This window comes from Chitinophaga sp. (genome assembly GCF_039596135.1).
GTDB lineage: Bacteria > Bacteroidota > Bacteroidia > Chitinophagales > Chitinophagaceae > Chitinophaga.
The window spans coordinates 37,734-61,284 of the sequence record NZ_JBCNKH010000029.1; the positions used below are offsets into that span (position 1 = coordinate 37,734).

Here is a 23,551-nt window from a genome sequence, read left to right on the forward strand (position 1 = left end):
AAATAAAGCCCCGTCGTTGATAGGATCAACGGTGTTTGTAGTTCTCATATTTATATTTTGGCTAGTTTTTCTTACTAATTATGTAGTGTTGCTCTTCTTTTACAATCTTAAGGTGGTTCAATAATCCTATGTCATTCAGAATAGTTTCTAACGTATCAGATTTACGCATCTTCCCGGAAAAATACTTGTCCTGTATATCGGAAGGATAGTAGTAGATATCTACCTGGTAATAAACGCTGAGCTGATCAAATACATCTGACAATGGTGAGATATCAAATGTATATATGTCTGGCCTGCGTACACGCTGATCTTTGCTGCCAGCGGGTCCTGCCTTGACGAGTTTTTCTACCGGCATGTAGCGTTTCACACTCGCCAGCATGGTTCCTTTATCATAGGTCAGTTCATCCCCGGGTTTTAATATTTCTTTTTCATTCCATTTTTTATGTACGGTATTGACAGGTGCTACCTGTATTTTCCCGTTGTGTAATTTCACTTTTACTACAGTGCTTTCATTAAAGGCTTCTATGGTAAAAGCCGTGCCCAGTACAGTAGTAACAAGTCTGTCTGCATGTACAATGAATGGTCGGTTATGGTCAGTACCTACCTGAAATAAGGCTTTCCCTTCCAGGTAAACAGTCCTGGTCTTTCCTGTTGCAAATGGTGCCTGGTACCGGATGCTACTATGAGGAGACAGTACTACTACAGAGCCGTCGTCGAGTAAGAGCCGCATCATTGTATCTGATACATTGTTCCTTTCGGCCAATTGTTCAATAGGTATAGCTTCCATCCCATTTCCCGGGATAACGGGCGTGCTTACCATCAGATAGCTCCATACTGTTGCAATGAGTACTACGACTGCCGCTGCCGCCGCCACCCAGTAGATGCTACGGGGGCTGCGCTTTTTAAAAGTATGTTCACTAACTTTCGCATACAGCTTATCGGTTAAACCGGGATCCAGTTTATCATTTGTAATAAAATTGTCCCAGTCGGCTTCATTTACATACTTGTTCCATTCCCCGGGATTATTCCAAAAATATTCCTTGACCTGCCGCCTTTCCTCCTCAGAGCATTCATTTCTGAAATATTTGTCGATCAATTCCCTTTGCATCAGTTCCAGTTAAATAATGGCGCTTTGTAATTATATCGTTTGAAAAAGAGCATACCCCTAATGGTCTGAAAAATATTTTTCAGGTGAGGTAAACAAATAGGAGCAGGAAGAGGAGCAATTCTCTTAAATAATTGAGAGCTAATGACATATGATTTTCTACAGTTTTTACAGACAGAGATAATTGTTCAGCAATCTCTTTATAGGTTTTAAATTCGTACCTGCTTAATTCAAATACTTTTCTTCTCATAGGAGGCATCTCCTCCACGACCTGTTTGACTCTCGACTGCAATTCTTTGGAGGCAATGGCATCCAGGGTATTGGTATCTGCGCTTGCAGGAGATTCCTGCTGCAGGAAGCGTTCCTTTACAGCTTCTTTTCGAAGCAAATCGATGAATGTAGCTTTGGCTATGCGGAAGATTAATTTGTCTACCCCTTCGGATTCATCCAGCTGCATTCGGTAATTCCATAACTTAATAAAGGTGATCTGGGTAGTTTCTTCGGCAATGTAAGGGGAGTGAGTTTTGGAGAGCACGTAAAAATACACCTTCTGGTGATACTCATGGAAGATGTCACTGAAAACAGAAGGATCGCCTTCTTTCAATGCAGAGATGGTATTTAACGTGGACATACCATAAATATAAAAACAAATTTCATTTCTTCCACTTCCGGGCAATTTTTACAGCAGTATCGATCATGTAGGGTTCCCATTGTTCAATTCTCCAATCTGAATGGGCCAGTGAAGATTGGGAGAGCAACTGCATGGCTTCTGTGTAGGAGGCGGCTGTTTCCAGGATGGTAGAGAGTTCCAGTTGTTGCTGGTATAAATGCAAATCTTCTACGGCTGGGCCTGTAATAATGGGAAGCAATGGATGAAAGGGATTGCCCTCAGTTTTATGGTCGGATCTGTGCACAATTTCCTGCATCTGCAGAAAATCATGGTAGAAACCCAACCGGCTTGCTTCAGATGCGAGTCCATTACCCAGTTGCTCCAATACCACATATTTCAGCAGGGGACATTTAGGTATCGTCATTTCGAGCAACTGAAAAACCTCCGGCGGTACTGCTTCGTCATGCGTATCTCTTCTTACGATACGGTTGGCAGCATCGTCCCAGCTACCGCCGGAGATGTGGATTTCACGGACCTTGTTTAACGGATACAGTGCAACAAGGTCGTCGAAGGCCAGATCGAAATTGTGAAGCTGGCAATAAAGGTTGTGCAAATCAAGGATGATAAAACCGTTCACGGGTTCGAGCAGTTCGTCCAGGAAGGCGCCATGCCGTTTTACTTCGTCCAGTGAATACGAAAAAGCGAGGTTCTCTAAGCCTACAGGGCGCCCGCAGGCGTTGTAGATTCTTTTTAACCTGTCTCTGCCAATGTTGAGTGTGGCAGCAGAATAAGGAATATTTAACGGTGCACCATGGTGGAAATCTTTGCCCGTCATGAAACCAAAGTGTTCCGTGATGTGGTCAAACTGAAAGTCAGTGGCCGTCTGCTTTAAATGTGAGAGCCAGGCTTCCTGTTCGGGTAACCATTTGCCTGAAAAAAGAGAAAAGAAGACACCATGACCGATTAGGCGATTTTCATCGCTAAAGGCTGTCAGCAGTTCCCTGAACCAGTCAGGTACTTCTTTAACTTTGTATAAGGCATCGAACGACCATTCTATGGCTTCAATACGGGATTCTTCCATCAAGGGCAAACATGCAGCGAGGATGTTTGCATCCAGGTTACAGGCTACAGCAGATAATACTTTAGGCACCGGCTAAATATCAAAGTTCAGTAATCAACCCATACCGCAGGCAGGGCAAGGGTCCTGGTTCCCGACTGGTTGGGATTCACTTTGTTTGTTGGCCTGATCTTTTTTTGGTTTAGTTTGCTCGTCTTTTCCACAGGAAACGACGGTTGTTTGAACGGCGATGCCGATCATGATGGCGCTGAGAAGCGATTTAGATAGTTTCATTCCATTGGAATTTTAAGAGATAATGATTGTCCCGGCTACGGCTACAGGTCAGAGTATGTCGACTGTTAAACGGGGATCTACTCAAAAAAGTTACACATGATTCTATTTAAGTTTCAGTATATCTTTGCCTTAAATTTTATAATTAATGTATAACCCAAGATATCCAGCTCCAGTAAGAGCTTACAGTATTAAAGAATTGTCGAAAATACTGGACTGGCCGCTACCTTCATTAATTAGCTGGCTGCAATCCAATGTAGAGGATATAGGGCGTCCCTTGGAGGCTGGTCAGAAATATCATCCCAGGCAGGTTAAAATAATATTTGATAAGTTACTGCCGTATCCCTGATTTTTCATTTGCATCAAACACCTTCACCTGGTACATGTCCAGGTACTTCTTAAATACTTCACCCCTGATCGCATTTTTGGGCAACAGGTCCACCTCGCAATCCAGGATCTCCTGCAGCTTCAACCACAATTGCAACAAACTCCCCGCCTGCTTCCTCTTTTCCATCCGCTTCAACTCCACCCACATATCCACATCACTCTCCCCCGGTCGGAACCGCCCATCCACCACCGATCCAAACACATACAATACCTTCACTTTGTGCAACAGACAGGCCTCCCGTATAGCCGGCAGCCTGTCTGTAAGATACCTATCCATCCTTATTTATTTATCTGCCTGAGAATTGTCTCATCTTTTATCTTTTGATCGTTCGCCAGTAACAGCGCCTTACTGATCACGATGGACAACATCGTGTCTCCTTCAAACGGTAGAAAAAGCTTGTTCTTCAACCCTGCCCCTGCCTGTACGATACATAAATACTGGTCATTCGGCTCCATCAATATATTCCCGCTCCCCATATGTATTTTATACGTCCTGAAAGTACCTGTTACAATCAAAAACCTGCCCTCAAACCGGCACTTATCTGCAATCTCCAACCTGGGTATTAAAGTTTTCAATACATCTTCACGCACCTTTGCAGCTCCCTGCAAATCGCCCAAAGCATGGTTCCGCCATAGTCTGCCGGCTTCCCCTTCCTTATCAAACCAGGTAGGATCATTGCCCATACTGGTCACCCCTACAAACATGTCTATATCCCGCATCAGTTCAGAAAATATGATCGCAGGCACCTCTTCCACTGGCACGGCTATTTTATTCCTCAGGAACTTTACCGCCCCTGTTGTGATATGTGCCGAACCATGCATTTTGCTTCTCTCACCCGTAAAAATATCCTGCGTAGCAAAAGCAACCTGCAGGTCATACGCCGGCAATTTAATATTAGGTCCTTTTTCGGCTAAATCACCAACCGTCCATCCCTTTACCTTTATCAGCGCAGCACACTGATCTTTGGCCAGAATATGACTGGCAAAACGATTGGAATAAGTTGCAGTTGTTTTTTCAGCATCAGTGAGCAGGTATACTTCCCGGAATGCCTGTTTAAATGGTTGCTGTATTTCCTGGCTGGTCAGGTAAGTACGCCATTGCAATACATGTGCAACATCGGCAAAGACAGGATGCCATAATTCTACTGTCGTCTGCTCATCCAGCCAGTTCAGGATCTCACCGGAAACGGTACGAAAACCAGCCACCGTCCAGATAGCAACGCGTTGCTGATCTCCTTTTGTAAACTGCCAGATCAAACGCTTTCCAAGCGCCCCTACCAAAGGATGTTCAATGTAATGTGGTTGCCATGCTGTAAACGACCAACTAATTATCTTCCGGTAGAATCCTTCAATCCTGCTTCGGTGAATATTCACCTGTTCGCCCAGTTTCTTCGCTTCTGCCTTCAGATTTTTGATGAGCACATCGGCCTCACTCTTTGCACTGGCAGGTACCTTGGCCACTTCCTGGCCATTTTGCCACCATACAATCTCTGTAGGTTTATGCTGCAGCAGGTCTATACCTACAGTATAATTACCCGTTTGCGCTACTCTCCGGTGCTCCTTGTCCAGTTCAAAATCGGGTATGACTGTTTCCTTCAGCTGATCGCTGGTTGTTTTCATACGTTTGGCCAGCTCCTCAATGGCAGCATCGATCTTTTTAAGAACAGATTTTGTTTTCACCGTCCGCTGCAATCTTAAGATGCGGGCCAGTGCCTGCTCATTGGGGAGTTTCTTATATATATGCAATACATCGCTACACTCTTCATGCTGATGAATGGCAAAAGCATCTACCATCACCATTAACTCCGAATCAGGAAAAAGCGTGGCTGTATGCAGCAAACCACGCACCAGCCGCCCTCCCAGGGTATAATAAAAATAGTAGCCGGTATGCGTATATAAGGGATTTTCATTGGGGTCATACATGTAATTGACACCCAACACATTTTCGACCCAGGCGGGGTTCTCTGCCGATTTTTGCAGCCCATTTTCCAACCTTTCTCCAACATTGTAAAATCCCAATGTTTTACCAAAGTGCCTGTTCCAATATTCCTCTACCCTGTCCCTGTATTCCCGGTAACTATCGTACATTCTCTCTTTCAGCCACCCCATTACATGATCAAAAAATGCCTCTTTGCCGATGGCGGTAATTTTCTCATTCACCCCATTATACCATTCTCTACCCGGCATAACTTTATGATTATCCAAAGACAGGTAAAGCGTAAACAGCTCTTCCCAATCAGTGCCAGGCGGCACCGTCAACCCTTTTAATGATCTCATAGTATAGTTTTTATCCCCCTATTAAAGGCACCAGTTTGATGAAGGTGATCATAGCCCCTGCTTCCAGGCTAACAATTGCTTCGGGGTCAGTATATTGTTTATTATTTACAAGCACCAGGAATCCATTGTTATCAAATGCTTTCAGCGCTGTTTTTACATGTTCTTCAGGATCTGCTTTCCGGTCCCTCCCTGTTGTAGTAGCAGGATTCAATATCAACTCTTCTGCACGGGGTTCAATCAGGCCCTTAAACGGTTTGGGCAGATTATTATTAAATTCGTTTACTTCTTCAAATACCCTGCTACGTATCAGCTCTGCGATAGTGAGGCTGGATGCTTCGAGTTCCAGGTAAAACTCCTGCGCTACCTTGCCGGTAAGCGTCTCGTCCCTTATAACAATTTTCATGGGTTGGCATTAACATGGTAAATTTAACTAATATTTCTAAAAAGGGCTTAACTGTTTTCAATCATTAATACACTACATTTGTAACGTTAACCATTTAAAACTTTTCTATGCAACTCAAAAGAACCCTGCCATTACTTACAATGGCTTTGCTGCTGTTTTGCAGCTTTATGCCGGCACCTGCCGCTAAGCACATCAAACCTTTAGGCATCTGTGATTTTGCTTTTCAAAACAACACCGTCTACAATGTAGCTGACGCCATCTTTTACACCAGCAGGGAAAAACTGGTATATAGCAACGTAGGTCCCGGCAATGCTACAACTGGCACAACTATTGAATTTGATGATGCAGGTGATACCTTTACCTACACGATCACATTCGGTACACGTCCTAATACGTCGTCAGTAGTACATGTCCACTTTGGTACGGATATCATTTCAGAGGTAATTCCAGCAGGGGTTACTTCTGTAACCACCACCATACCGGGGCCACTACCCTACAGTGGAATCGTGGTATATCTCGATCCTCAATAACTACCAATATAATATATGAAAAAACGGATCTTCTCAACAGTGTTCCTGGCAATGGGCCTTGTAACCGCAAAGGCACAACAAAAAGATACATTAAGTATTAACAGGGAAAAAATTAACCAGTTAGACAAGGAAATCGTTCACCTACTGGGTGAAAGAATGGAGGCTGCCAGGGCGATTGGTATTTATAAGCAGGCACACAACATGGAAGTGCTGCAATCCAATCGTTTCAATGAGGTATTGCAAAAAGCAATAGAGGCTGGTAAAGCAGAAGGTCTATCAGAAGAATTTATCAGGGCACTGTATGAAGCCATTCATAAGGAAAGCATCAGGCAGCAGGAAGCCCTGAAAAAGTAGTAAGAAAAAGGCGCCTTGATAATGAAGGCGCCTTTTTCTTACTACTTTTTGCTATCTTGAATGCATATTTATGTCATACGAACTTATTTCAGTAATGAGAAAGGATGTAACGCTGGGGGATGACGAAGCCGCCTACATCCTTTCTTACTTCAAAGAACAACAATTCAGGCGCAATGCCGTATTGCTCCATACAGGAGAAGTGGCGCACGAAGTATTCTTTGTGACCCATGGCACCCTGCACCAGTTCTATATCGATGAAGCCGGCAACGAGCGCACCTGTAATTTTACCCTCGAAAATGAGTTCGTGACCGACCTGGAAAGTTTTTCTAAAAAGACGGTGTCTTCTTCTACCATCAAAACCCTGACGACTACTACCTGTCTGACTATTTCCTGTGCAGACCTGGTACCCTTGATGCGGGAATCCAGGGCCATGGGAGACTTCTTTCACCTGTTGATAGAGCGGATTGCTGCCGCCAGCATCCGGCGTACCAAAGCCCTCCTGTCGTCTACTCCCGAAAAGCAATTCCTGGACCTCCTGGAAGAGAAGCCGGAAATTATCCAGCGCGTTCCCCAGCGCTATATCGCTCAGTATCTGGGCATTGCGCCCGAGAGCCTGAGCCGGATCAGAAAGAGGCTAATTCCGGCTAAAAAACCTTAACCCGGATCATTATTTTTCACCTCCTGCAAGGGATACATTTGCATAAAACAAACTGACATGCAAACAATACTTGGTTCCGGGGGCGCAATTGGTACCCCACTGGCAAAAGAACTGAAAGCTTATACAGATAAAATCCGCCTGGTGGCCCGCAAGCCAGTACAGGTGAATGGCGATGACGAACTGTTCCCTGCTGACCTTACCAATGCTGCAGACGTAGATCGGGCTGTGGCCGGTTCAGAGGTGGTGTACCTCACCGTAGGCCTGGAATACAACATCAATGTATGGCGCCGCGACTGGCCCGTGATCATGAAAAATGTGATCGATGCCTGTGTGAAGCACAATGCCCGCCTGGTATTCCTGGATAACGTATACATGTACGCTAAAAGCGAGATTCCTCATATGACAGAAAGCTCAACCATTGCACCGCCCAGTAAAAAAGGCGAGGTAAGGGCTGCTTTGCACCATATGCTCCTGCAGGCAAAAGGATTGCAGGCATTGATTGCCAGAAGTGCAGATTTTTATGGCCCGGGAGTGAAAAATGGGATGCTGACCATTACAGTACAGGAGGAATTTAAAAAAGGAAAGCGGGCTTACTGGCAACTCGACGCCAATAAAATACACACGTTTACCTATACCCCGGATGCCGCCAAAGGGACGGCTATATTAGGCAATACCCCCGATGCCTTTGGCCAGGTCTGGCACTTGCCTACTTCTTCCGAAAAACTGACAGGAAAAGAATTTATTGAAAGAATAGCTGCGGGGATGCAGGTAAAACCTAAATACTACATCCTTTCCAGGTTCATGATGGGGTTAATAGGTCTATTTGTACCTATTGTGAAGGAAATCAAAGAGATGTCCTACCAATACGACCGGGATTATATATTCGATAGCAGCAAGTTTGAAAAACGCTTCAATTTCAAGCCGACTACTTATGCTGAAGGGATTCCGGCAAGCATAGGCAGCTGATCTTAATTATTTCTGCTTTTTTAGTTAATACCTGCTCCAATAATCGCCTGATAGCCAAATTAAATAAAGCCTTTGCTACCTTTGTCCTACAATCATTCATCATGGACGCCTACGATAGCAAAATACTGCGGCTGCTTATCCAAAACTCCCGGATCACGGGCGCGGACATCGCCAGAAAAATCAATCTTTCCCTGCCGGCGGTGACAGAAAGACTGCGAAAACTCGACCGTTCCGGGATTATTGACCGCTATACCATCAGGGTAAACAGGGAACATGTCTCTTTACGGCTCATGGCCTTCATCAATGTATGGATTGACCATACCAAAAATGCCCATGTAAAGGATCAGCTCATAGCCATGGAGGAAGTGATGGAATGCCACCATGTAGCGGGGGATTATGACCTGCTGTTGAAAGTACTGGTACACGATACAGCAGCATTGGAACAATTGCTGGTGAATAAAATCAAAGCAATTAAAGGTGTGACCCGCACAACCACAACGATTATTTTGAGTACGTATAAAGAAGAAATAAACGCCAGACTATGAACCTGATTGAAAAATTCGAAAACTGTACCTTACCAAAAGAAGAATGGACCCATACTAATCACTTTGTAATGGCACTCTGGTATTGCATGCACTACCCATTGCCGGTCGCTATTCAAAAAATCAGTGGTGGCATTAAAAAGTATAATGAAAGTGTAGGTGGACAAAACACTGATGAATCAGGGTATCATGAAACGATTACCTTGTTTTATACGAGTAAGATTGCGGACTACATTATTACCAACAGGATCACTACGCTTACGGAACCGGTGCTGACTACCTTCCTGCAACAGCCTTTTCTGAAAAAGGAATATCTGTTTCAGTTTTATAGCCAGGAGTGCCTGATGAGTAAGGCTGCCAGGTTACATTGGAAAGCACCAGATCTTCCACTTACTTCACAAACCGGTTCACCACCTTATTAAGCGTCAATCCCTGCACTATCACAGAGAAGACAACAATGATATAACTGGCGGATAAAATCAGCTCTTTATAAGGCGATTCAGGCAGCGACAGGGCCAATGCCACAGAGATACCGCCTCTCAATCCTGCCCATACCAATATAGCCGTATTGTTAATATTAGTTTTCAACGACCGCCGCATGATCATAGAAGGCACTGCAATACTTACACCTCTTGCTATCAATACAAACAACACTGCTACCAGGCCAATAAACCAGTAATGCCCGATAAATGGCAATACCACTATCTGCAAACCAATCATCACAAACAAAATAATATTCAGCAATTCATCGATCAGTTCCCAGAACCGATGCAGGTAATCCTGCAATTCTTTATTGCTCTTGGCACCAATGGAAGAATTACCCAGGATCAGGCCAGCAGCCACCGCTGCCAGCGGTACAGACACATGCAATAAACTACCCATTATGGAAATCATCATCACCATAGAAATAGATACCAGCACCGCCGTCTGAAATTCCTGAATTTTTTTGGTGAGATAACCTGTTACAAATGCTGTAGCCGTACCCAGCGCCAGGCCGCCAAATACCTCTTTGGCAAATAATTCCAGCGCATGTGACATGGAGAACGTCGCTTCCTGTGCCGCTACCTCTCCGATGGTTACAAAGAGAATCAGGCCCACTCCATCATTCAGCAATGACTCCCCCGAAATGATGGTTTCCAGGGAAGCCGGAATTCTTGATTTCTTCAATACAGACATGACTGCTACCGGATCGGTAGGCGATATCAAAGCACCGAAGAGAAAACAGTATACCAAGGGCAAATCGATGCCCAGCAATGTGGTCGTGACATCCAGCAGAAAACCAAAAATAACGGTAGAGCCGATCACACCAATCGTACTCAATACCAATACAGGCCGCTTCTGCTCCTGCAATTTCTTATATTCAAAATGAAATGCACTGGCAAATAAGAGGAAGGCCAACATAATATCCAGCAATGTTTTTGTAAAATCAATGCTGCGGGTTAGTTCAAGTATAAAGTTGAAAGCAGTTGGAAAAACCTTACCTGTCACCAGTATAAAGATCGAGAGCAGGATGGAGACAAACATTACGCCGATAGCACCAGGCAGTTTGATAAATCTGAGATTAAGATAGGAAATCAACGCACTGATAGTAATCAAAGCCGCAATGAGTGTAAATGTATCCATTCAATTCTTCTATTGGTGAAGCGATGAATATACGAAATTTTCCCTGCCTCGCCCTAAAATGAACGTAATGGGTCGCTCAAACCCACATATTAAAATTAATACATACATTTGCTCCGGGACGCTATATTTTTAAATTACCCTATAACCTACCCTATCTATGGAACTAACCTCCTATTTCTCAGACCGTCAAAGGCTTACGCTAAAAAGTCTCTGGATTCCGGCGATCATTATGGTCATTTTGGGCATTACCATCACCATCATCCGTGGAGAGGATATGTATTCACGTCCGGGCACCTACACAGTCGCCTTCTTGTTGGTTAACTTACAATGGTCATTTGTCTATGGCTGGGAGCATATCTACAACAAGGACTACAAAAAAGCCATCATTATCATGGCTGGTTTCTTCTTATTGAACATGGCCTTCGACGCATTCCTGAATAAGGCTTATCGTTTCCTGCCCGCATTCATTGACGTTACCTTGTTGTCAACTATATGGAGTGCGCTGCAGGTAGCAGGCGTCTGCTATATCTCAGGGAAACGGAATTTTTGGCAAATCGGCCTGGTAGCAGGACTCATCATTTGCTACACCACTGATGTACCCAGTAACCCGCTTTCTTATATACGCATGTGGCCATTTAATTTGTCCAGTATTTCTGCAGAGTTCATACTACCTTTCCTGGTGTATGGCTGGATCTACCTGGCTGAAAATTACTTCAATGAAAAAGGTTACAACGATATCATCACCTCCAAAATACAGGTAACAAGCGGTCAGGAATATCGCTTCTTATATCCGTTGGTAGCCGTGTCCTGTTGGGTGATTATATTCCAGTTCTCCGGGTTCCTGAAGGTCATTACAAGTACGGGGTACAGTTGGAGTGAACACAGCGGTTTCCAAACCCACACGACCCTCACCAGGGTAGTCGACTTCGTTATGGAAGTCAGTATCTTCTATATCACAGCAGCCCTGACCAGGAATATTGTCATCAGCAGAATGAATACCATTGCCAACAACAATGGCTGGCTATACCTGTTGCATTTTATACCTGTTCTGAATATCATTGCATGGATCATTGTTGCGAAAGCTCCGTCACAACACAATAGCAAAAGTGAAAATAGCGTGTTCTACCTGGCGGAACGTAATACCGCTATCAAATATTTCATTATTGGATTGGGTGTATTATCCACCATCTGGAGCTTATGGGGTGTTTACCAGCTGAGTGCCCGCTTTGGCGCATCAACAGTTACCGGCATCTTATTCCTTATCCTGTTTGTAAAACTGGTTAACTACTTCTTCCTGGATAAAGGAAAGAATGCTGTTATCCTGTTGGTTGTATTGACTACAATAGCCACTCTCGTTCAGTTTATAGTCTCAATACGCACGGGAAGATCCGAATTTGCATTACTGATGGCTTCCGTTCTGTCTTACTTCTTCCTGATAGAAATTTTCTATCCTGAACTAGAACAGGCAGATACCAGCGAAGTTGCCATTTAAATAAAAAGCAGAGGGACATCAGTCGATGTCCCTCCGTTTTTTTATTCACCTTCAGCAGTCACATGGAATGTGACATCAATATTACCTTTTGTTGCATTGGAGTAAGGACAAACTTCATGCGCCCTTTCTACCAGTTCCTTTGCTTTTTCTATTTCCACACCCGGGATATTCACACTCAATTCCACAAACAGGGCAAAGCCTACTCCTTGTTTTATGATACCTACTTTTGCAGTGACGGTAGTAGTACCGGTTTCTACTTTTGCATTCCGGATCATAAGGTTCAGCGCACTGTCAAAGCAGGCTGCATAACCGGCTGCAAACAGTTGCTCAGGATTGGTAGCGCCACCTGAACCACCCATTTCTTTTGGGATTCTTACGTCCAGTTCCAGCAATCCATCTGCAGATTTAACATGTCCATTCCTTCCGCCTGTTACGGTCACTGATGTTGAATACAAAGCTTGTTCCATAATTCTGATATTTTATATGTGTCCTACTTTATTTAATAATTTATACAGTGTAGCGCGCAGCTGTTTCAGTTCCTTTTCACTCATATCCATTTCACCTGCCAGTTGTGTAGGAATTTTTTCTGCGCTCTTTTCCATCCTCTTGCCTGCGGCCGTCAGGGCTATATTTACCACCCGTTCATCCTGTTCATCCCTGCTACGCTTTACAATTCCTTTTTCTTCCAGTCGCTTGAGTAATGGAGTCAGGGTACCACTGTCCAGGAACAATAATTCGCCCAGTTCCTTTACCGTCATCACACTATGCTCCCATAGCACCAGCATGACCAGGTACTGAGGGTAAGTGAGCCCCAGCTCTTCCAGCAATGGCCGGTACAGGGCAGTGATCTGCCTGGAGGCTGCGTATAGCGGAAAACAAACCTGATTTTCCAGTTTCAGCAAATTCATATCTTTCATTTGGTTTACCAAAATTAAATTGTGCACAATTAATTTCCAAATAAAAAAAGCTTTTGCCGGTGGCAAAAGCTTTTTTTATTTGGTATTTCTTTTACTGCTCTGTAGTTATTCCTTTACTATCTGTCGCCATTTTCATTTCCACCGGCGCTGCTGCCATGGTTGTATGCGCTACTATCTTTTCACTGATCAGCCTCCCTTTTTCGTCATACTCCTTCACATATCCCTGGCTCTGCCCCATCTCATACAGTGTGCTCACAATGCCATTCGGGAAAAATTTCTTTGTAATCACAGAATCCTTGCCTTTTACATATTCTTCCTGTAACAATCTGCCATTCGGATCAAACTCCCTCGTCAGCATTTCTTTCTGCATCAGGTCTATCTGTTTCCACTCCTGCAATTTTCCATCGGGGAAGAAGCTTCTCCGAAGGTTCGCACCATTGCCCAGTTCTTTATAAGTATATTCCAGGGTACCCTGCTCATATTCTCTCGTACTGTCTAAACTTCCATCCAGTGTATAAAAGTTCTCCCTGATCAATGCTTTATTCTTAAATACTTTTTCCTTCTGAATATATCCCTCTTTGAAGTCGGCTTCTGAAATCAGCACCTTGTTATCAAATACCTGGCGCTTACCATTTAGCTTGCTATCACGCAACTCCATGGTAATCATCAGGAATGATTGCTCATTGCTGAAGATTTTCCTGGCTATACGGTCCAAAGTACCATTGTTATCCACATAGAAATAAAAACGGCTCTGGTCGGGCCATTCAGTTACATAATACCCTTCTTTCAGGGTAGAACTATCTCTGTTTAATACGGTAATTGTCTTTACACGACTTCTCTCTTTCTCCTTTCTAATTAGAGTAGACCCATCTAATGACTTATACTGTTGCGCATAACCATTTGATATTGAAGCACATAAAACCAGACCACAAAAAGTCAGCTTTAAATAGGTAAGGGAATAATTCATTCGGTAAATATATAAATAATTAATAATAAGGCATATGTTAATTTTATTATTAACTTAATATTCAATTACGAACGAGCAGAAACTTGTCAGGTTATAGAATTATTACCCCCGATTTGGGTTAACAAAATTTCCCTATCTTACAGTGCAATTATGAATGCAACACAATTAACCCTGTGGGAAAAAATCGAACAATTCCCAATCGACGATGGGGCAGCTACTCTTCCATTCTCTGCCCGACTTGCCAAAGAACAATGCTGGACCGCAAAATTCACCCAAAGAGCTATCCTTGAATATAAGCGTTTTATATTCCTCTGTTGTGTACTGGACAATGGCGCCTCTCCTTCCAAAATAGTAGACGAAGTATGGCACCTGCACCTCACGTATACACGCTCGTACTGGGAAGCATTCTGCCGCGATACTTTAGGCACAGACCTTCATCACATTCCCTCCACCGGTGGCCATGAAGAAGACAACCGGCACCTGGAATGGTACAAAGCAACCCTGACACATTACAAGACGTTTTTCGACAGCGATCCACCGGATGATATCTGGCCACCACCGGGTATACAGGTGCCTAAGCTCCCCCCTGTCAAACCGTCCTTTTACAAACATGCCGGCTGGATTTTCTGCCTTCCCTTCCTCATTATTTACATCAGTTATCACCAACTCAATCCTTACTTACTCAACGGTCCGCATTTCCTGTTCTTCTTCCCTGTTTTTGCAGGCGCCCTCCTCGCCATTTCAATACTTTACCAATTCTATCGTAAAAAAGATTATGAGCAGATAGCGGCACGCCATTTACCTTTGGATGCCAATGCTTACCAGCTGGCCGCCTTCCTGTTTGGGAAAAACAGGGCAGTGCAAACAGCCATTATCAACCTGCTCAACAGAGACCTGCTGGCTCTCAATGCAGATGAAACTTTCCGTATTAAAAGGATGGACGCAACTCCGCTGCCTGCAGAAGATAATCCCCTCATGGGCGGCTGGGAAGAAGAATTGAAACCTAAAGAAGTGAATTATGAGGATATCGTAGAATATTGGTATGATCCCAACAAAACATTTCATCCGGCACTACATGCACTGGAGCGATTTGTATTCACCGGCAGGTTCGTCTATTGGATACCATATATCTTCTTCATGCTGATAGGAGTCATAAGATGTATACAGGGTGCCATGAATGACCGCCCCTTCATAAACCTGATCTGTGAAATGATCCTTGCTTCCATCATTTACTGGATCTGCGTCCGGCTCATACCCGACAGGAAAAAGGTCATCTTCGACCAGGTAGTGAAATTTTATAAACCTAAGGATATCCCAATGAGCTATGCCTTAAATGGGCCATCCACCCTACAGTACTTTACAGATGCTGCTTTGCTCACGGCAGCATTCGGTGCTTCCATCACGGAAATATACCGTGATGAAAACAAGGAGATATTCCCCGGTAACGGCGATGGTGGCGGCAGCGGCTGTAGTGGTGGTGGCTGCGGAGGTGGATGTGGTGGTTGTGGTGGTGGCGGAGATTAATCACCGGAACCACCCTGTAGAAAAATAAAATACCCAGCTAATAAATAACAATTGCAGTGGCAACCTGAAGTACAAATAATCGTAACCCGGTCCTTCATAGTTCGCTTTTTCTATATTCAGCCTCGTCATGGCTGCATAAATATTGGCAGGTAACAATACAATAAAGAGAATGACCAACAGGTTACCAGCAATATTCCTTACTGAAGGGAACAACAACATCAGTCCCAGTACAATTTCCACAATCCCGCTCACATACACCACGGCCGTTTTAAAAGGAATGACGGGGGGTACCATCATCACCATCCCTTTCGTAAATTTAAAATGTCCGAATGCTGTCAAAAACAACATGCAGCACATGGCTATATTGCCTGCAAACGTCAGGTGCCACTCGCCCATTGTTAACCTGGAAATGAAGAGTGACAACAAAAAAGTAACTATCAATACAATCAAAGGTTTCATAACACAAATTTGAATGATTCACATTTGAACGAAAATGATGTATGTTAGTTTCCCATGAGCTGTTTTCTGATCCGGCTTAAACTTTCGGGCTGTATGCCCAGGTAAGAAGATAAATGCTTCACAGAGATATTACTCACCAGCATAGGCGCCCTTTGCAGTAAATGGGCATATCTCTCTTCTGCAGTGCGGGATAGCAGGTCCATCTCCCGCCTCAGCCGTTTTACATATTGATACTCAGCCATCAGGCGTCCAATCCGCTCCCCATGGTGAGAATGCGCATATAAGGACTGCAATTCCTGGTAGTTGATAATGACCGCTGTCGTTTCTTCCAATACTTCTACAAATACCGTACTTGGTTCACGGGTGATGAGGGAATAATAGGCAGTCACAAAGTCGCCGGCAAACTGAAAATCAACCGTAAATTCCTTACCATCCCGGATAAAGTAATGACGGGTCGCACCTGTGTTCAGAAAATAAACCTGGTTTTCTACTTCTCCCTCCCGGATCAGGAAGTCACCTTTTTTATACGTTTTGAGGTGCAGTGTCTGCGAAAACTCCGCCCATTCTGCGTCGTCGAGTGGCTGAAAACTGAATACCGCGGCCTTCATCTGGTTAAAATCACTCATAGTATAAAAATAACGAATCCACCGGGATGTGCCAGCCGCAGCGGCATATTATTTGTGACTTGCTATAGTATAAACACAATCTTTATGGAAAAGCGCGTACTCGGCGTTATATTCACCATATTAGGCGCCCTTGGATTAATTATGGCAGGTGTTAACTTCGTCAATGCTGGCGGGGGCACCCGGAGTGTAAAGATGATTGTCATCTACGCGGTGCTGGGTATGGTTTTCTTTTTCTCCGGTATGGGACTGATCAGAAATACAAAAGACCGTCCTTCCTGATCAGATGGAAATTGGCCTCATATACCCGCATCAGTTATATAAGCATCATTGCCACCTGCCCCCGCATGTTTATGTGGTAGAAGACGAGCTGTACTTTTCCCAATATAACTTTCACCGGCAAAAAATCCTGTTGCACAGGGCATCTATGCAGTACTACGCCACCCGCCTCAGGGCTGACGGGCATGTGGTGCATTACATAGAGGCGCAGGATAAAAGAGCACAGACACATCATTTATTCGAATACCTGGCTGCTCATCACGCCACTACCGTTCACTACATAGATACGACCGATTACCTGCTGGAACGGAGAATACAACACTTTAGTGAACAATACAACATTGCCCTGCACCGCTGCCCATCGCCCAACTTCATCGGCAATCTGTCTTACTTCGAGCAGGGCAATAAATATTTCATGGCTTCCTATTATAAATCAGAAAGGAAGCGACTACATCTGCTTATGGACGGCAACCGGCCGGCTGGCGGTAAATGGAGCTTTGATACGGAAAACAGGAAGAAGATGCCGGCGAATATTGCAGTACCTGCCATGCCTGTTTTTCATTATGACCACTTTGATGCGGCTGTTCATTATGTCAATAAATATTTTGGGCGGAACAGGGGGAAAATTGAGCAATTTAATTACCCGGTTACACACCGGCAGGCAGAACGAATGCTGATCTTTTTTCTCAAAGAAAAGCTGTTGCACTTTGGGGAGTACCAGGATGCTATTGTGAAGGAAGAACATTACCTGTTTCATTCTATTTTATCCTCTTCACTCAATATCGGGTTACTTTCGCCGGAGATGGTTATTAAGAAAGCCATTAGTTATGGCAGCCGGTATCGGATTCCGCTGAATGCCCTGGAAGGCTTTATCAGGCAGGTGATTGGCTGGCGTGAATTCATGCGGGCGGTGTATATTAAAGAGGGGGCGAAACAACGTACGACTAATTTTTTCGGGTTTACACGGAAAATACCCAAATGTTTTTATACGGGTGAAACAGGTATTCCACCTATTGACAATATTATTCACAGTTTACAGAATAGGGCTTATGTACATCATATAGAACGATTGATGGTGCTGGGAAATTTTATGTTACTCTGCGAGTTTGATCCAGACGAGGTATATCAATGGTTTATGGAGCACTTCATTGATGCTTACGATTGGGTGATGGTGCCGAATGTATATGGTATGAGCCAGTTTGCTGATGGAGGGTTGATGAGTACCAGGCCTTATATTTCTTCTTCTAATTACATATTGAAAATGAGTGATTACAAGCGTGGGCCATGGTGTGAGGTTTGGGATGCGCTGTTTTGGCGGTTTATGCAGGTGCATCATGAACTGGTTAAAAAGCATGCACGGCTGGCGATGTTAAAGATTGATCCTGAGCGGCAAAAACATTATGTGGAAATTGCGGAGGAGTATTTGAGGAGGATATGTGAGCAGCCGGTGGGAAAAGCGAGATAAATAAGGCGCAGGCCAACCACTACAATAAATGAGATAAAAGTTTTACTTTTACGTATATATGAGTCAATCTCAACTCTCCCGTCACCTTACCTTACTGCAAGCAACAGCCATCAATATGACCGACATGGTCGGCATCGGCCCTTTCGTCGTACTCAGCGTAGTCGCAGAAATTATGCACGGCCCCTGGTTCCTCTACGCCTGGATCGCCGGCGCCCTCCTCTCCTTTATCGACGCAATGGTCTGGAGCGAACTCGGTACCACTTTCCCCGAAGCTGGTGGTAGCTACAACTTCCTGAAAGAAAGCTTCGGCCCCCGCACCGGCAAACTGATGAGTTTTCTCTTCGTATGGCAAACCATGATCCAGGCACCACTGGTAATCGCCTCTGCTGCCATTGGTTTTGCTCAATATACCATGTACCTCTACCCACTTGGGTTCTGGGAAACCAAAGCCGTCAGCGGTGCCGTGATCATTCTCATTGTATTCCTCTTATATAGAAACATTGAAACCATCGGCAAGATCAGTGTCACACTCTGGATAGGCGTGTTAGTAACCATGATCTGGATTATCTGCGGTGGCATAGCACAGGGACATTTCCTGGAACCGATCAAACATATCAACGACGGCCTGGAACTCAACATGGCATTTGCTGCTGCATTGGGTGCAGCCAGTGTAAAGTCAGTCTACAGTTACCTGGGCTATTACAACGTATGTCATCTCGGTGGCGAAATCATTGCCCCGCAAAAAAATATCCCCCGCAGTATGCTCATTTCCATCGCAGGCATCGCGGTACTATATCTCTGCATGAATATCAGTGTAGCCTCCGTGCTGCCGCTGTCACAAATAGAACAAAGCAAATTCGTGATCAGTGAATTCATCCAGCAACTCGCAGGCCCTACAGCTGCCATGATTGCAACGGTATTGATCCTCTGGATTGCTTTTGCATCTGTATTTTCCGCCACACTGGGGTACAGCCGTATTCCTTATGCAGCGGCCAAAGACGGGGCCTTCTTTAAGATCTTCGCCAGACTGCATCCTACTAAAAACTTCCCCTATATATCGTTGTTATTTCTCGGTGGTGTCGCCTTTGTATTCAGTATGTTCTTTAAGCTGAAAGAAGTGATCACAGCCATACTGGCCATGCGTATCATGGTCCAGTTTATTGGTCAGGCCATCGGACTCCTTGTACTGAACAAACGTAAAGGCAGGAGCTTTGTGAAATGGAGAATGCCTTTCTATCCAATACCGGTAATTCTCGCCATCCTGATCTGGATAGCCATCTTCTGCTCTACAGGTTATATGATGCTGGCGGGAATGGCTGTCACCGCCCTGGGCATCCTCATCTACTTTGTCAAAAACAAAATCAGCGCTGGCCATTAGCCACCTTCTTCTTATCTTTTAATTCCTGCACCTGTGCAGCTGCATGTTCATTGGCCCAGGTTTCCAGCGCCGCCAGTGCTGGTCCCAGTGCCTTGCCTTTTTCAGAAATACGGTAGTATACCTCCGGTGGAAATACCTGCCTTTCCTCACGTATAATCAATCCATCGGCCTCCATCTGCTTCAGGTGCTCCAGCAGTACCTTCTTGGCCACCCGGGGGATATTCCGCCATAAATCTGTAAAACGAATCTCCTGCTGGTGAAACAAATGAAACAGGATAATAGGTTTCCATTTGCCTGACAGGACTTCCAAAGCCACATTCAACCCGCAATGTTTAAACGCTGTATAATCCATGGTTACAAAAAAGTATACTGGTTACCTTTCTGTCAACTTCATCTGTTTTCTACAAATTCCGCTGACCTTCGTGTTGTCAAAATTAAATGAATTACGATGAAGTTACAATTGCTGCGCAATGCGACACAGGTGCTGACTGTAAATGATAAACAAATCCTCATAGATCCTATGCTAGGCCCCAAAGGTGCTTACGATACTATTATCATGACTGACAATGGGCTCCGCAATCCACTGGTAGACCTACCAGTAGACCCACAGGAATTAGTTAAACAGATAGACGCAGTTTTGCTGACACATCTCCACAATGACCATTGGGATCCTGTTGCGAGAGAGCTCCTGCCTAAAGATATCCCTCTTTTTTGCCAAACTGGCGATGAAGATAAAGTCCGCGATGCAGGATTTTCAAATGTCATGCCCATAGACGATACCCTCACCTGGCAGAACATCACCATCAATAGAACCTCCGGCCGGCATGGCACCGGCGAAATAGGCACCTTGATGGGTAAGGTCTCGGGCTATGTGATCAATGACCTCTATATTGCCGGCGACACCATCTGGTGTGAGGATGTACAGACAGCGATCGATAAATACCAACCCAAACATATCGTACTCAATGGAGGTGCCGCACAATTTGTAAAAGGGGATCCGATTGTGATGAGTATAGATGATATCAAAAAAGTACGGGCTTATGTACCGGAGACACAGCTTATTATTGTACATCTCGAGGCTGTAAATCATTCTAAACAAAGCCGTGAAGAAATAAGATCTGCTTTCAAAGGGGAGAATGTAAGGGTACCGGGTGACGGGGAATTTTTTTATATTTAAAATATGAAAACATCCACCTCTTATGAACGTGCCGCCATGCCCCAGGGCACTGCCGCCGTACTCGAAACCCGTACCGTAGAAAATGCCAATGCTAACCTCCTCGCCGTTTTACAACCCGGACTATCTGTTCTTGACGTAGGCTGTGGTAGTGGTTCCATTACAAAAGGTATTGCAAAATATGCGGGCAAAGTAACCGGTATAGACAGAAGTGAAGAACTCATTTCGCTGGCCAGGGTAAACCCGGGCAATGTCACCTTTGAAGTGGGAGATATTATGGACTACTCTCCAGCTGAGAAATTCGATATCATTACCACCGCCCGCACCCTGCAATGGATCGCTAACCCGGCAATTGTGATCAGAAAGATGGTCTCCCTGTTAAAGCCCAAAGGACTACTTTGTGTATTGGATTACAACCATGAAGCCATCAGGTGGGATCCTGCCCCACCACAATCTATGCAGGACTTTTACACTGCCTTTCTGAAATGGCGTGCAGATGCAGGTATGGACAATGCCATCGCTGATCATGTGATTGACCTCGTGCATGTACAGGCATTGAAGATCACTGTAACACAACAGGATGAATACCTGGAACGCGGTATGGAAGGGTTTGACACGCATATCTCCCTCTGGAAAAAAGTAGCAGAGACAAGAGGCCATCAACTCGTAGCTGATGGTTACATCACAGAAGCAGCCAGACTACAGGCTATAGAAGAGTATGGAATGTGGGCGAAAGAAGAAGCAAAGAGTATGCGCCTGTACCTGAAAGCTACGCATGCTACTTTTTAGGTATTCAGGAAGAACTGCCGAAACTGATCAAAAAATCAACACCGGCCCTCCCGGGAAAATTATACTTTTCAAAGGATCAATTTATAATTTCACCTCCTTGCGGGCTGCCAGGGGAGTCACCCCTGCATGCTTTCTGAAAAAGTTATTAAAATAGGACGCATATTCAAATCCAAGGCTGTACGCAATATCAGCCACACTCATATCCGTATGCTTCAGCAACGATTTTGCCTCAGCCAGGATCCGGTCATTAATATGAGCGGTGGTCGACTTCCCGGTTATTTCCTGCACTGCTGCATTCAGGTGGTTGACATGCACAGACAACTGCTCCGCATACTCGCCTGCCTTTTTAAATTGTAAAGTAAACCGGGGTGGATCTACCGGGAACTGCTTTTCCAGCAAAGTCAGGAATAACTGGGTAATCCTGCTGGCCGCATTCTTAGGAGCAGCATAGGCTACTGCCGGTTCCATTTTGATGGCCTCGTGTATAATGAGCTGTACGTGGTTTCGGATCAGTTCATGCTTATAGATATATTCACTACCCGCCTCCGCCCGCATACGCAGGAAAATCCCTTTCAGGTACTCCGTCTGTGCCGGATTCAATAAATACAAAGGATCCCCACCGGGTTTATACAGGCTGGAGTCTTTCAGGCTCTCCATGCGCCCACCTTCCTGCAAAAAAGTCTCTGTAAATACACAAAAGAATCCCGTCACTTCTGTATCCTGGTTATCTGCCCAGCTATAAGGCACCATCGGATTGGTGAAAATCAAGGCTGGCTGGTCAAATTTGATATTCCTGTTGGCATAAAACAACTCCCCTCCTCCGGACAGGATCAGTGAGATTTTATAGAAATCACGCCTGTTATAGGAGGATAGGGTACAATAATTTTCCCCCGTAGCAGCCACCCGAAAGGTGCCCCCTATCTGCTCAAACCGCAGTAACTCATAATTAGACTGTGTCATACCCTAAAATTACACATTTCAAAGAGAAATTAACTCAAATTGGGCAAAGGCTATTTTTCTCCTTGTTCTGAAACCTAGTTTCTCATATACCTTCACAGCCCGTTCATTGGTAGCTGTTGCATGCAGGAAAGGTAACACTCCCGCATCCAGGTTTTTCGCTACCACATGTGCCACCAGCTGCTGTGCATATCCCCTACCTGTAAATTCCGGATGGGTCACAACTGCACTCACTTCTGTATAGCCATCCAGCCGCATTCGCTCTCCTGCCATGGCAACTAACTGACCCGATTGATAAATACCGAAATAATCTCCCAGTAAGGGAGTTTGCTCATAAAAAAAACCGGGCATCACAAGATTGATCAATGTCAACATGTCAGCCAGGTTGTTGTCTTCTAATTTAATTACGTCAGTTTGTGGCACATCAGGTTTTACATCACATACCATTTGTAAACAATCTACCTGTTTTACATATTGCCAGTTATCTGGCATTACAGGCACGTCTCCTACTATATACATTTTCTCTCCTACCGTAAGCCAGTCGCGCAGTTCATTGTATGGCGCGGCTTCCGGATGTTCAGCTCCCATCAATTGTAAGACGCCGGGTTTGTACCGCTGTACGGTGGAGGTTCCCTGGGCTAAAGCGCGGTGCACTGTCTGCATTGCATACCAGACAGGGTTGTCTAAAATTGTCATAGTAACACTGCGGTAAATACTATGCCAT

29 protein-coding genes are annotated in these 23,551 nt (G+C 44.6%); 13 read left to right on the forward strand and 16 right to left on the reverse strand.

Annotated elements, in window-relative coordinates:
* Positions 1–61: 61 nt before the first annotated feature.
* The 7 genes from ABDW16_RS17490 to ABDW16_RS17520 form a co-directional block, all read right to left on the reverse strand.
* Positions 62–1,108, reverse strand: a complete 1,047-nt coding sequence (locus tag ABDW16_RS17490) for a FecR domain-containing protein (RefSeq protein ID WP_343671496.1) — start codon at positions 1,106–1,108, stop codon at positions 62–64.
* A gap of 79 nt (positions 1,109–1,187) precedes the next feature.
* A complete protein-coding gene (locus ABDW16_RS17495) occupies positions 1,188–1,736 on the reverse strand; it encodes an RNA polymerase sigma-70 factor (protein WP_343671497.1) in 549 nt (182 codons plus the stop codon).
* A 22-nt stretch (positions 1,737–1,758) separates the two neighbouring features.
* Positions 1,759–2,865, reverse strand: coding sequence for a DUF692 family multinuclear iron-containing protein (locus ABDW16_RS17500; RefSeq protein WP_343671498.1), 1,107 nt, complete (start codon positions 2,863–2,865; stop codon positions 1,759–1,761).
* 24 nt (positions 2,866–2,889) lie between these two features.
* Positions 2,890–3,066 (reverse strand): hypothetical protein, encoded by a 177-nt coding sequence (locus ABDW16_RS17505; protein WP_343671499.1) that lies wholly within the window; start codon positions 3,064–3,066, stop codon positions 2,890–2,892.
* A gap of 328 nt (positions 3,067–3,394) precedes the next feature.
* Positions 3,395–3,727 (reverse strand): nucleotidyltransferase domain-containing protein, encoded by a 333-nt coding sequence (locus ABDW16_RS17510; RefSeq protein WP_343671500.1) that lies wholly within the window; start codon positions 3,725–3,727, stop codon positions 3,395–3,397.
* A 2-nt stretch (positions 3,728–3,729) separates the two neighbouring features.
* Entirely contained in the window at positions 3,730–5,727 is a 1,998-nt protein-coding gene (locus ABDW16_RS17515) for a DUF4132 domain-containing protein (protein ID WP_343671501.1), read from the reverse strand.
* Positions 5,728–5,737: 10 nt separating this feature from the next.
* Positions 5,738–6,130, reverse strand: coding sequence for a hypothetical protein (locus tag ABDW16_RS17520; protein WP_343671502.1), 393 nt, complete (start codon positions 6,128–6,130; stop codon positions 5,738–5,740).
* A gap of 107 nt (positions 6,131–6,237) precedes the next feature.
* Between ABDW16_RS17520 and ABDW16_RS17525 the strand changes: the two genes are divergently transcribed.
* The 6 genes from ABDW16_RS17525 (at position 6,238) to ABDW16_RS17550 (ending at position 9,602) form a co-directional block, all read left to right on the forward strand.
* Entirely contained in the window at positions 6,238–6,660 is a 423-nt protein-coding gene (locus ABDW16_RS17525; RefSeq protein WP_343671503.1) for a hypothetical protein, read from the forward strand.
* Between the two features lie 15 nt (positions 6,661–6,675).
* Positions 6,676–7,014 carry a chorismate mutase gene (locus ABDW16_RS17530; RefSeq protein WP_343671504.1) on the forward strand — a complete coding sequence of 113 codons (339 nt, stop codon included), beginning with the start codon at positions 6,676–6,678 and terminating at the stop codon, positions 7,012–7,014.
* A 70-nt stretch (positions 7,015–7,084) separates the two neighbouring features.
* Positions 7,085–7,672 (forward strand): cyclic nucleotide-binding domain-containing protein, encoded by a 588-nt coding sequence (locus tag ABDW16_RS17535; protein ID WP_343671505.1) that lies wholly within the window; start codon positions 7,085–7,087, stop codon positions 7,670–7,672.
* Between the two features lie 57 nt (positions 7,673–7,729).
* A complete protein-coding gene (locus ABDW16_RS17540; protein ID WP_343671506.1) occupies positions 7,730–8,638 on the forward strand; it encodes an NAD-dependent epimerase/dehydratase family protein in 909 nt (302 codons plus the stop codon).
* A 101-nt stretch (positions 8,639–8,739) separates the two neighbouring features.
* Complete coding sequence (locus ABDW16_RS17545) at positions 8,740–9,183, forward strand: Lrp/AsnC family transcriptional regulator (protein ID WP_343671508.1); 444 nt, start codon at positions 8,740–8,742, stop codon at positions 9,181–9,183.
* Positions 9,180–9,602 carry a hypothetical protein gene (locus tag ABDW16_RS17550; protein ID WP_343671509.1) on the forward strand — a complete coding sequence of 141 codons (423 nt, stop codon included), beginning with the start codon at positions 9,180–9,182 and terminating at the stop codon, positions 9,600–9,602. The genes ABDW16_RS17545 and ABDW16_RS17550 overlap by 4 nt, the downstream gene beginning before the upstream one ends.
* Here the strand turns inward: ABDW16_RS17550 and ABDW16_RS17555 are convergent.
* Positions 9,571–10,803, reverse strand: a complete 1,233-nt coding sequence (locus ABDW16_RS17555; protein WP_343671510.1) for a sodium:proton antiporter — start codon at positions 10,801–10,803, stop codon at positions 9,571–9,573. The genes ABDW16_RS17550 and ABDW16_RS17555 overlap by 32 nt on opposite strands.
* 157 nt (positions 10,804–10,960) lie before the next feature.
* On the opposite strand from ABDW16_RS17555, the gene ABDW16_RS17560 reads away from it, so the two are divergent.
* Positions 10,961–12,295 carry a hypothetical protein gene (locus ABDW16_RS17560; RefSeq protein WP_343671511.1) on the forward strand — a complete coding sequence of 445 codons (1,335 nt, stop codon included), beginning with the start codon at positions 10,961–10,963 and terminating at the stop codon, positions 12,293–12,295.
* A 41-nt stretch (positions 12,296–12,336) separates the two neighbouring features.
* On the opposite strand, the gene ABDW16_RS17565 is transcribed toward ABDW16_RS17560, so the two are convergent.
* The 3 genes from ABDW16_RS17565 to ABDW16_RS17575 form a co-directional block, all read right to left on the reverse strand.
* Positions 12,337–12,762 (reverse strand): organic hydroperoxide resistance protein, encoded by a 426-nt coding sequence (locus ABDW16_RS17565; protein ID WP_343671512.1) that lies wholly within the window; start codon positions 12,760–12,762, stop codon positions 12,337–12,339.
* A 12-nt stretch (positions 12,763–12,774) separates the two neighbouring features.
* The gene (locus tag ABDW16_RS17570; RefSeq protein ID WP_343671513.1) at positions 12,775–13,203 is read right to left on the reverse strand and encodes a MarR family transcriptional regulator; all 429 of its coding nucleotides are present in this window, start codon (positions 13,201–13,203) and stop codon (positions 12,775–12,777) included.
* Between the two features lie 100 nt (positions 13,204–13,303).
* A complete protein-coding gene (locus tag ABDW16_RS17575; protein ID WP_343671514.1) occupies positions 13,304–14,179 on the reverse strand; it encodes a hypothetical protein in 876 nt (291 codons plus the stop codon).
* A 150-nt stretch (positions 14,180–14,329) separates the two neighbouring features.
* Between ABDW16_RS17575 and ABDW16_RS17580 the strand changes: the two genes are divergently transcribed.
* Positions 14,330–15,703, forward strand: coding sequence for a hypothetical protein (locus ABDW16_RS17580; RefSeq protein ID WP_343671515.1), 1,374 nt, complete (start codon positions 14,330–14,332; stop codon positions 15,701–15,703).
* On the opposite strand, the gene ABDW16_RS17585 is transcribed toward ABDW16_RS17580, so the two are convergent.
* Positions 15,704–16,162 carry a hypothetical protein gene (locus tag ABDW16_RS17585; RefSeq protein WP_343671516.1) on the reverse strand — a complete coding sequence of 153 codons (459 nt, stop codon included), beginning with the start codon at positions 16,160–16,162 and terminating at the stop codon, positions 15,704–15,706. It abuts the gene before it with no gap.
* Between the two features lie 44 nt (positions 16,163–16,206).
* Entirely contained in the window at positions 16,207–16,788 is a 582-nt protein-coding gene (locus ABDW16_RS17590) for a Crp/Fnr family transcriptional regulator (protein WP_343671517.1), read from the reverse strand.
* An 84-nt stretch (positions 16,789–16,872) separates the two neighbouring features.
* Here ABDW16_RS17590 and ABDW16_RS17595 point away from each other — a divergent pair, with 84 nt between their 5' ends.
* The 3 genes from ABDW16_RS17595 to ABDW16_RS17605 are packed head-to-tail and all read left to right on the forward strand — an operon-like array spanning position 16,873 to position 19,907.
* The gene (locus tag ABDW16_RS17595; protein ID WP_343671518.1) at positions 16,873–17,067 is read left to right on the forward strand and encodes a hypothetical protein; all 195 of its coding nucleotides are present in this window, start codon (positions 16,873–16,875) and stop codon (positions 17,065–17,067) included.
* Positions 17,068–17,071: 4 nt separating this feature from the next.
* The gene (locus tag ABDW16_RS17600; protein WP_343671519.1) at positions 17,072–18,529 is read left to right on the forward strand and encodes a cryptochrome/photolyase family protein; all 1,458 of its coding nucleotides are present in this window, start codon (positions 17,072–17,074) and stop codon (positions 18,527–18,529) included.
* A gap of 58 nt (positions 18,530–18,587) precedes the next feature.
* Entirely contained in the window at positions 18,588–19,907 is a 1,320-nt protein-coding gene (locus ABDW16_RS17605) for an APC family permease (protein WP_343671521.1), read from the forward strand.
* On the opposite strand, the gene ABDW16_RS17610 is transcribed toward ABDW16_RS17605, so the two are convergent.
* A complete protein-coding gene (locus ABDW16_RS17610) occupies positions 19,891–20,259 on the reverse strand; it encodes a helix-turn-helix domain-containing protein (RefSeq protein ID WP_343671522.1) in 369 nt (122 codons plus the stop codon). The two genes, ABDW16_RS17605 and ABDW16_RS17610, sit on opposite strands and share 17 nt — an antisense overlap.
* A 96-nt stretch (positions 20,260–20,355) precedes the next feature.
* On the opposite strand from ABDW16_RS17610, the gene ABDW16_RS17615 reads away from it, so the two are divergent.
* Together ABDW16_RS17615 and ABDW16_RS17620 are read left to right on the forward strand one after the other, a co-directional pair.
* A complete protein-coding gene (locus ABDW16_RS17615) occupies positions 20,356–21,084 on the forward strand; it encodes an MBL fold metallo-hydrolase (protein WP_343671523.1) in 729 nt (242 codons plus the stop codon).
* A gap of 3 nt (positions 21,085–21,087) precedes the next feature.
* Positions 21,088–21,870 (forward strand): class I SAM-dependent methyltransferase, encoded by a 783-nt coding sequence (locus ABDW16_RS17620; RefSeq protein ID WP_343671524.1) that lies wholly within the window; start codon positions 21,088–21,090, stop codon positions 21,868–21,870.
* A gap of 81 nt (positions 21,871–21,951) precedes the next feature.
* Here ABDW16_RS17620 and ABDW16_RS17625 read toward each other — a convergent pair whose 3' ends face one another.
* Both ABDW16_RS17625 and ABDW16_RS17630 read right to left on the reverse strand, forming a co-directional pair.
* Positions 21,952–22,830 (reverse strand): helix-turn-helix domain-containing protein, encoded by an 879-nt coding sequence (locus ABDW16_RS17625; RefSeq protein WP_343671525.1) that lies wholly within the window; start codon positions 22,828–22,830, stop codon positions 21,952–21,954.
* Between the two features lie 18 nt (positions 22,831–22,848).
* Positions 22,849–23,523: a GNAT family N-acetyltransferase gene (locus ABDW16_RS17630; protein WP_343671527.1), complete on the reverse strand. Its 675-nt coding sequence runs from the start codon at positions 23,521–23,523 to the stop codon at positions 22,849–22,851.
* Between the last annotated feature and the right edge of the window lie 28 nt (positions 23,524–23,551).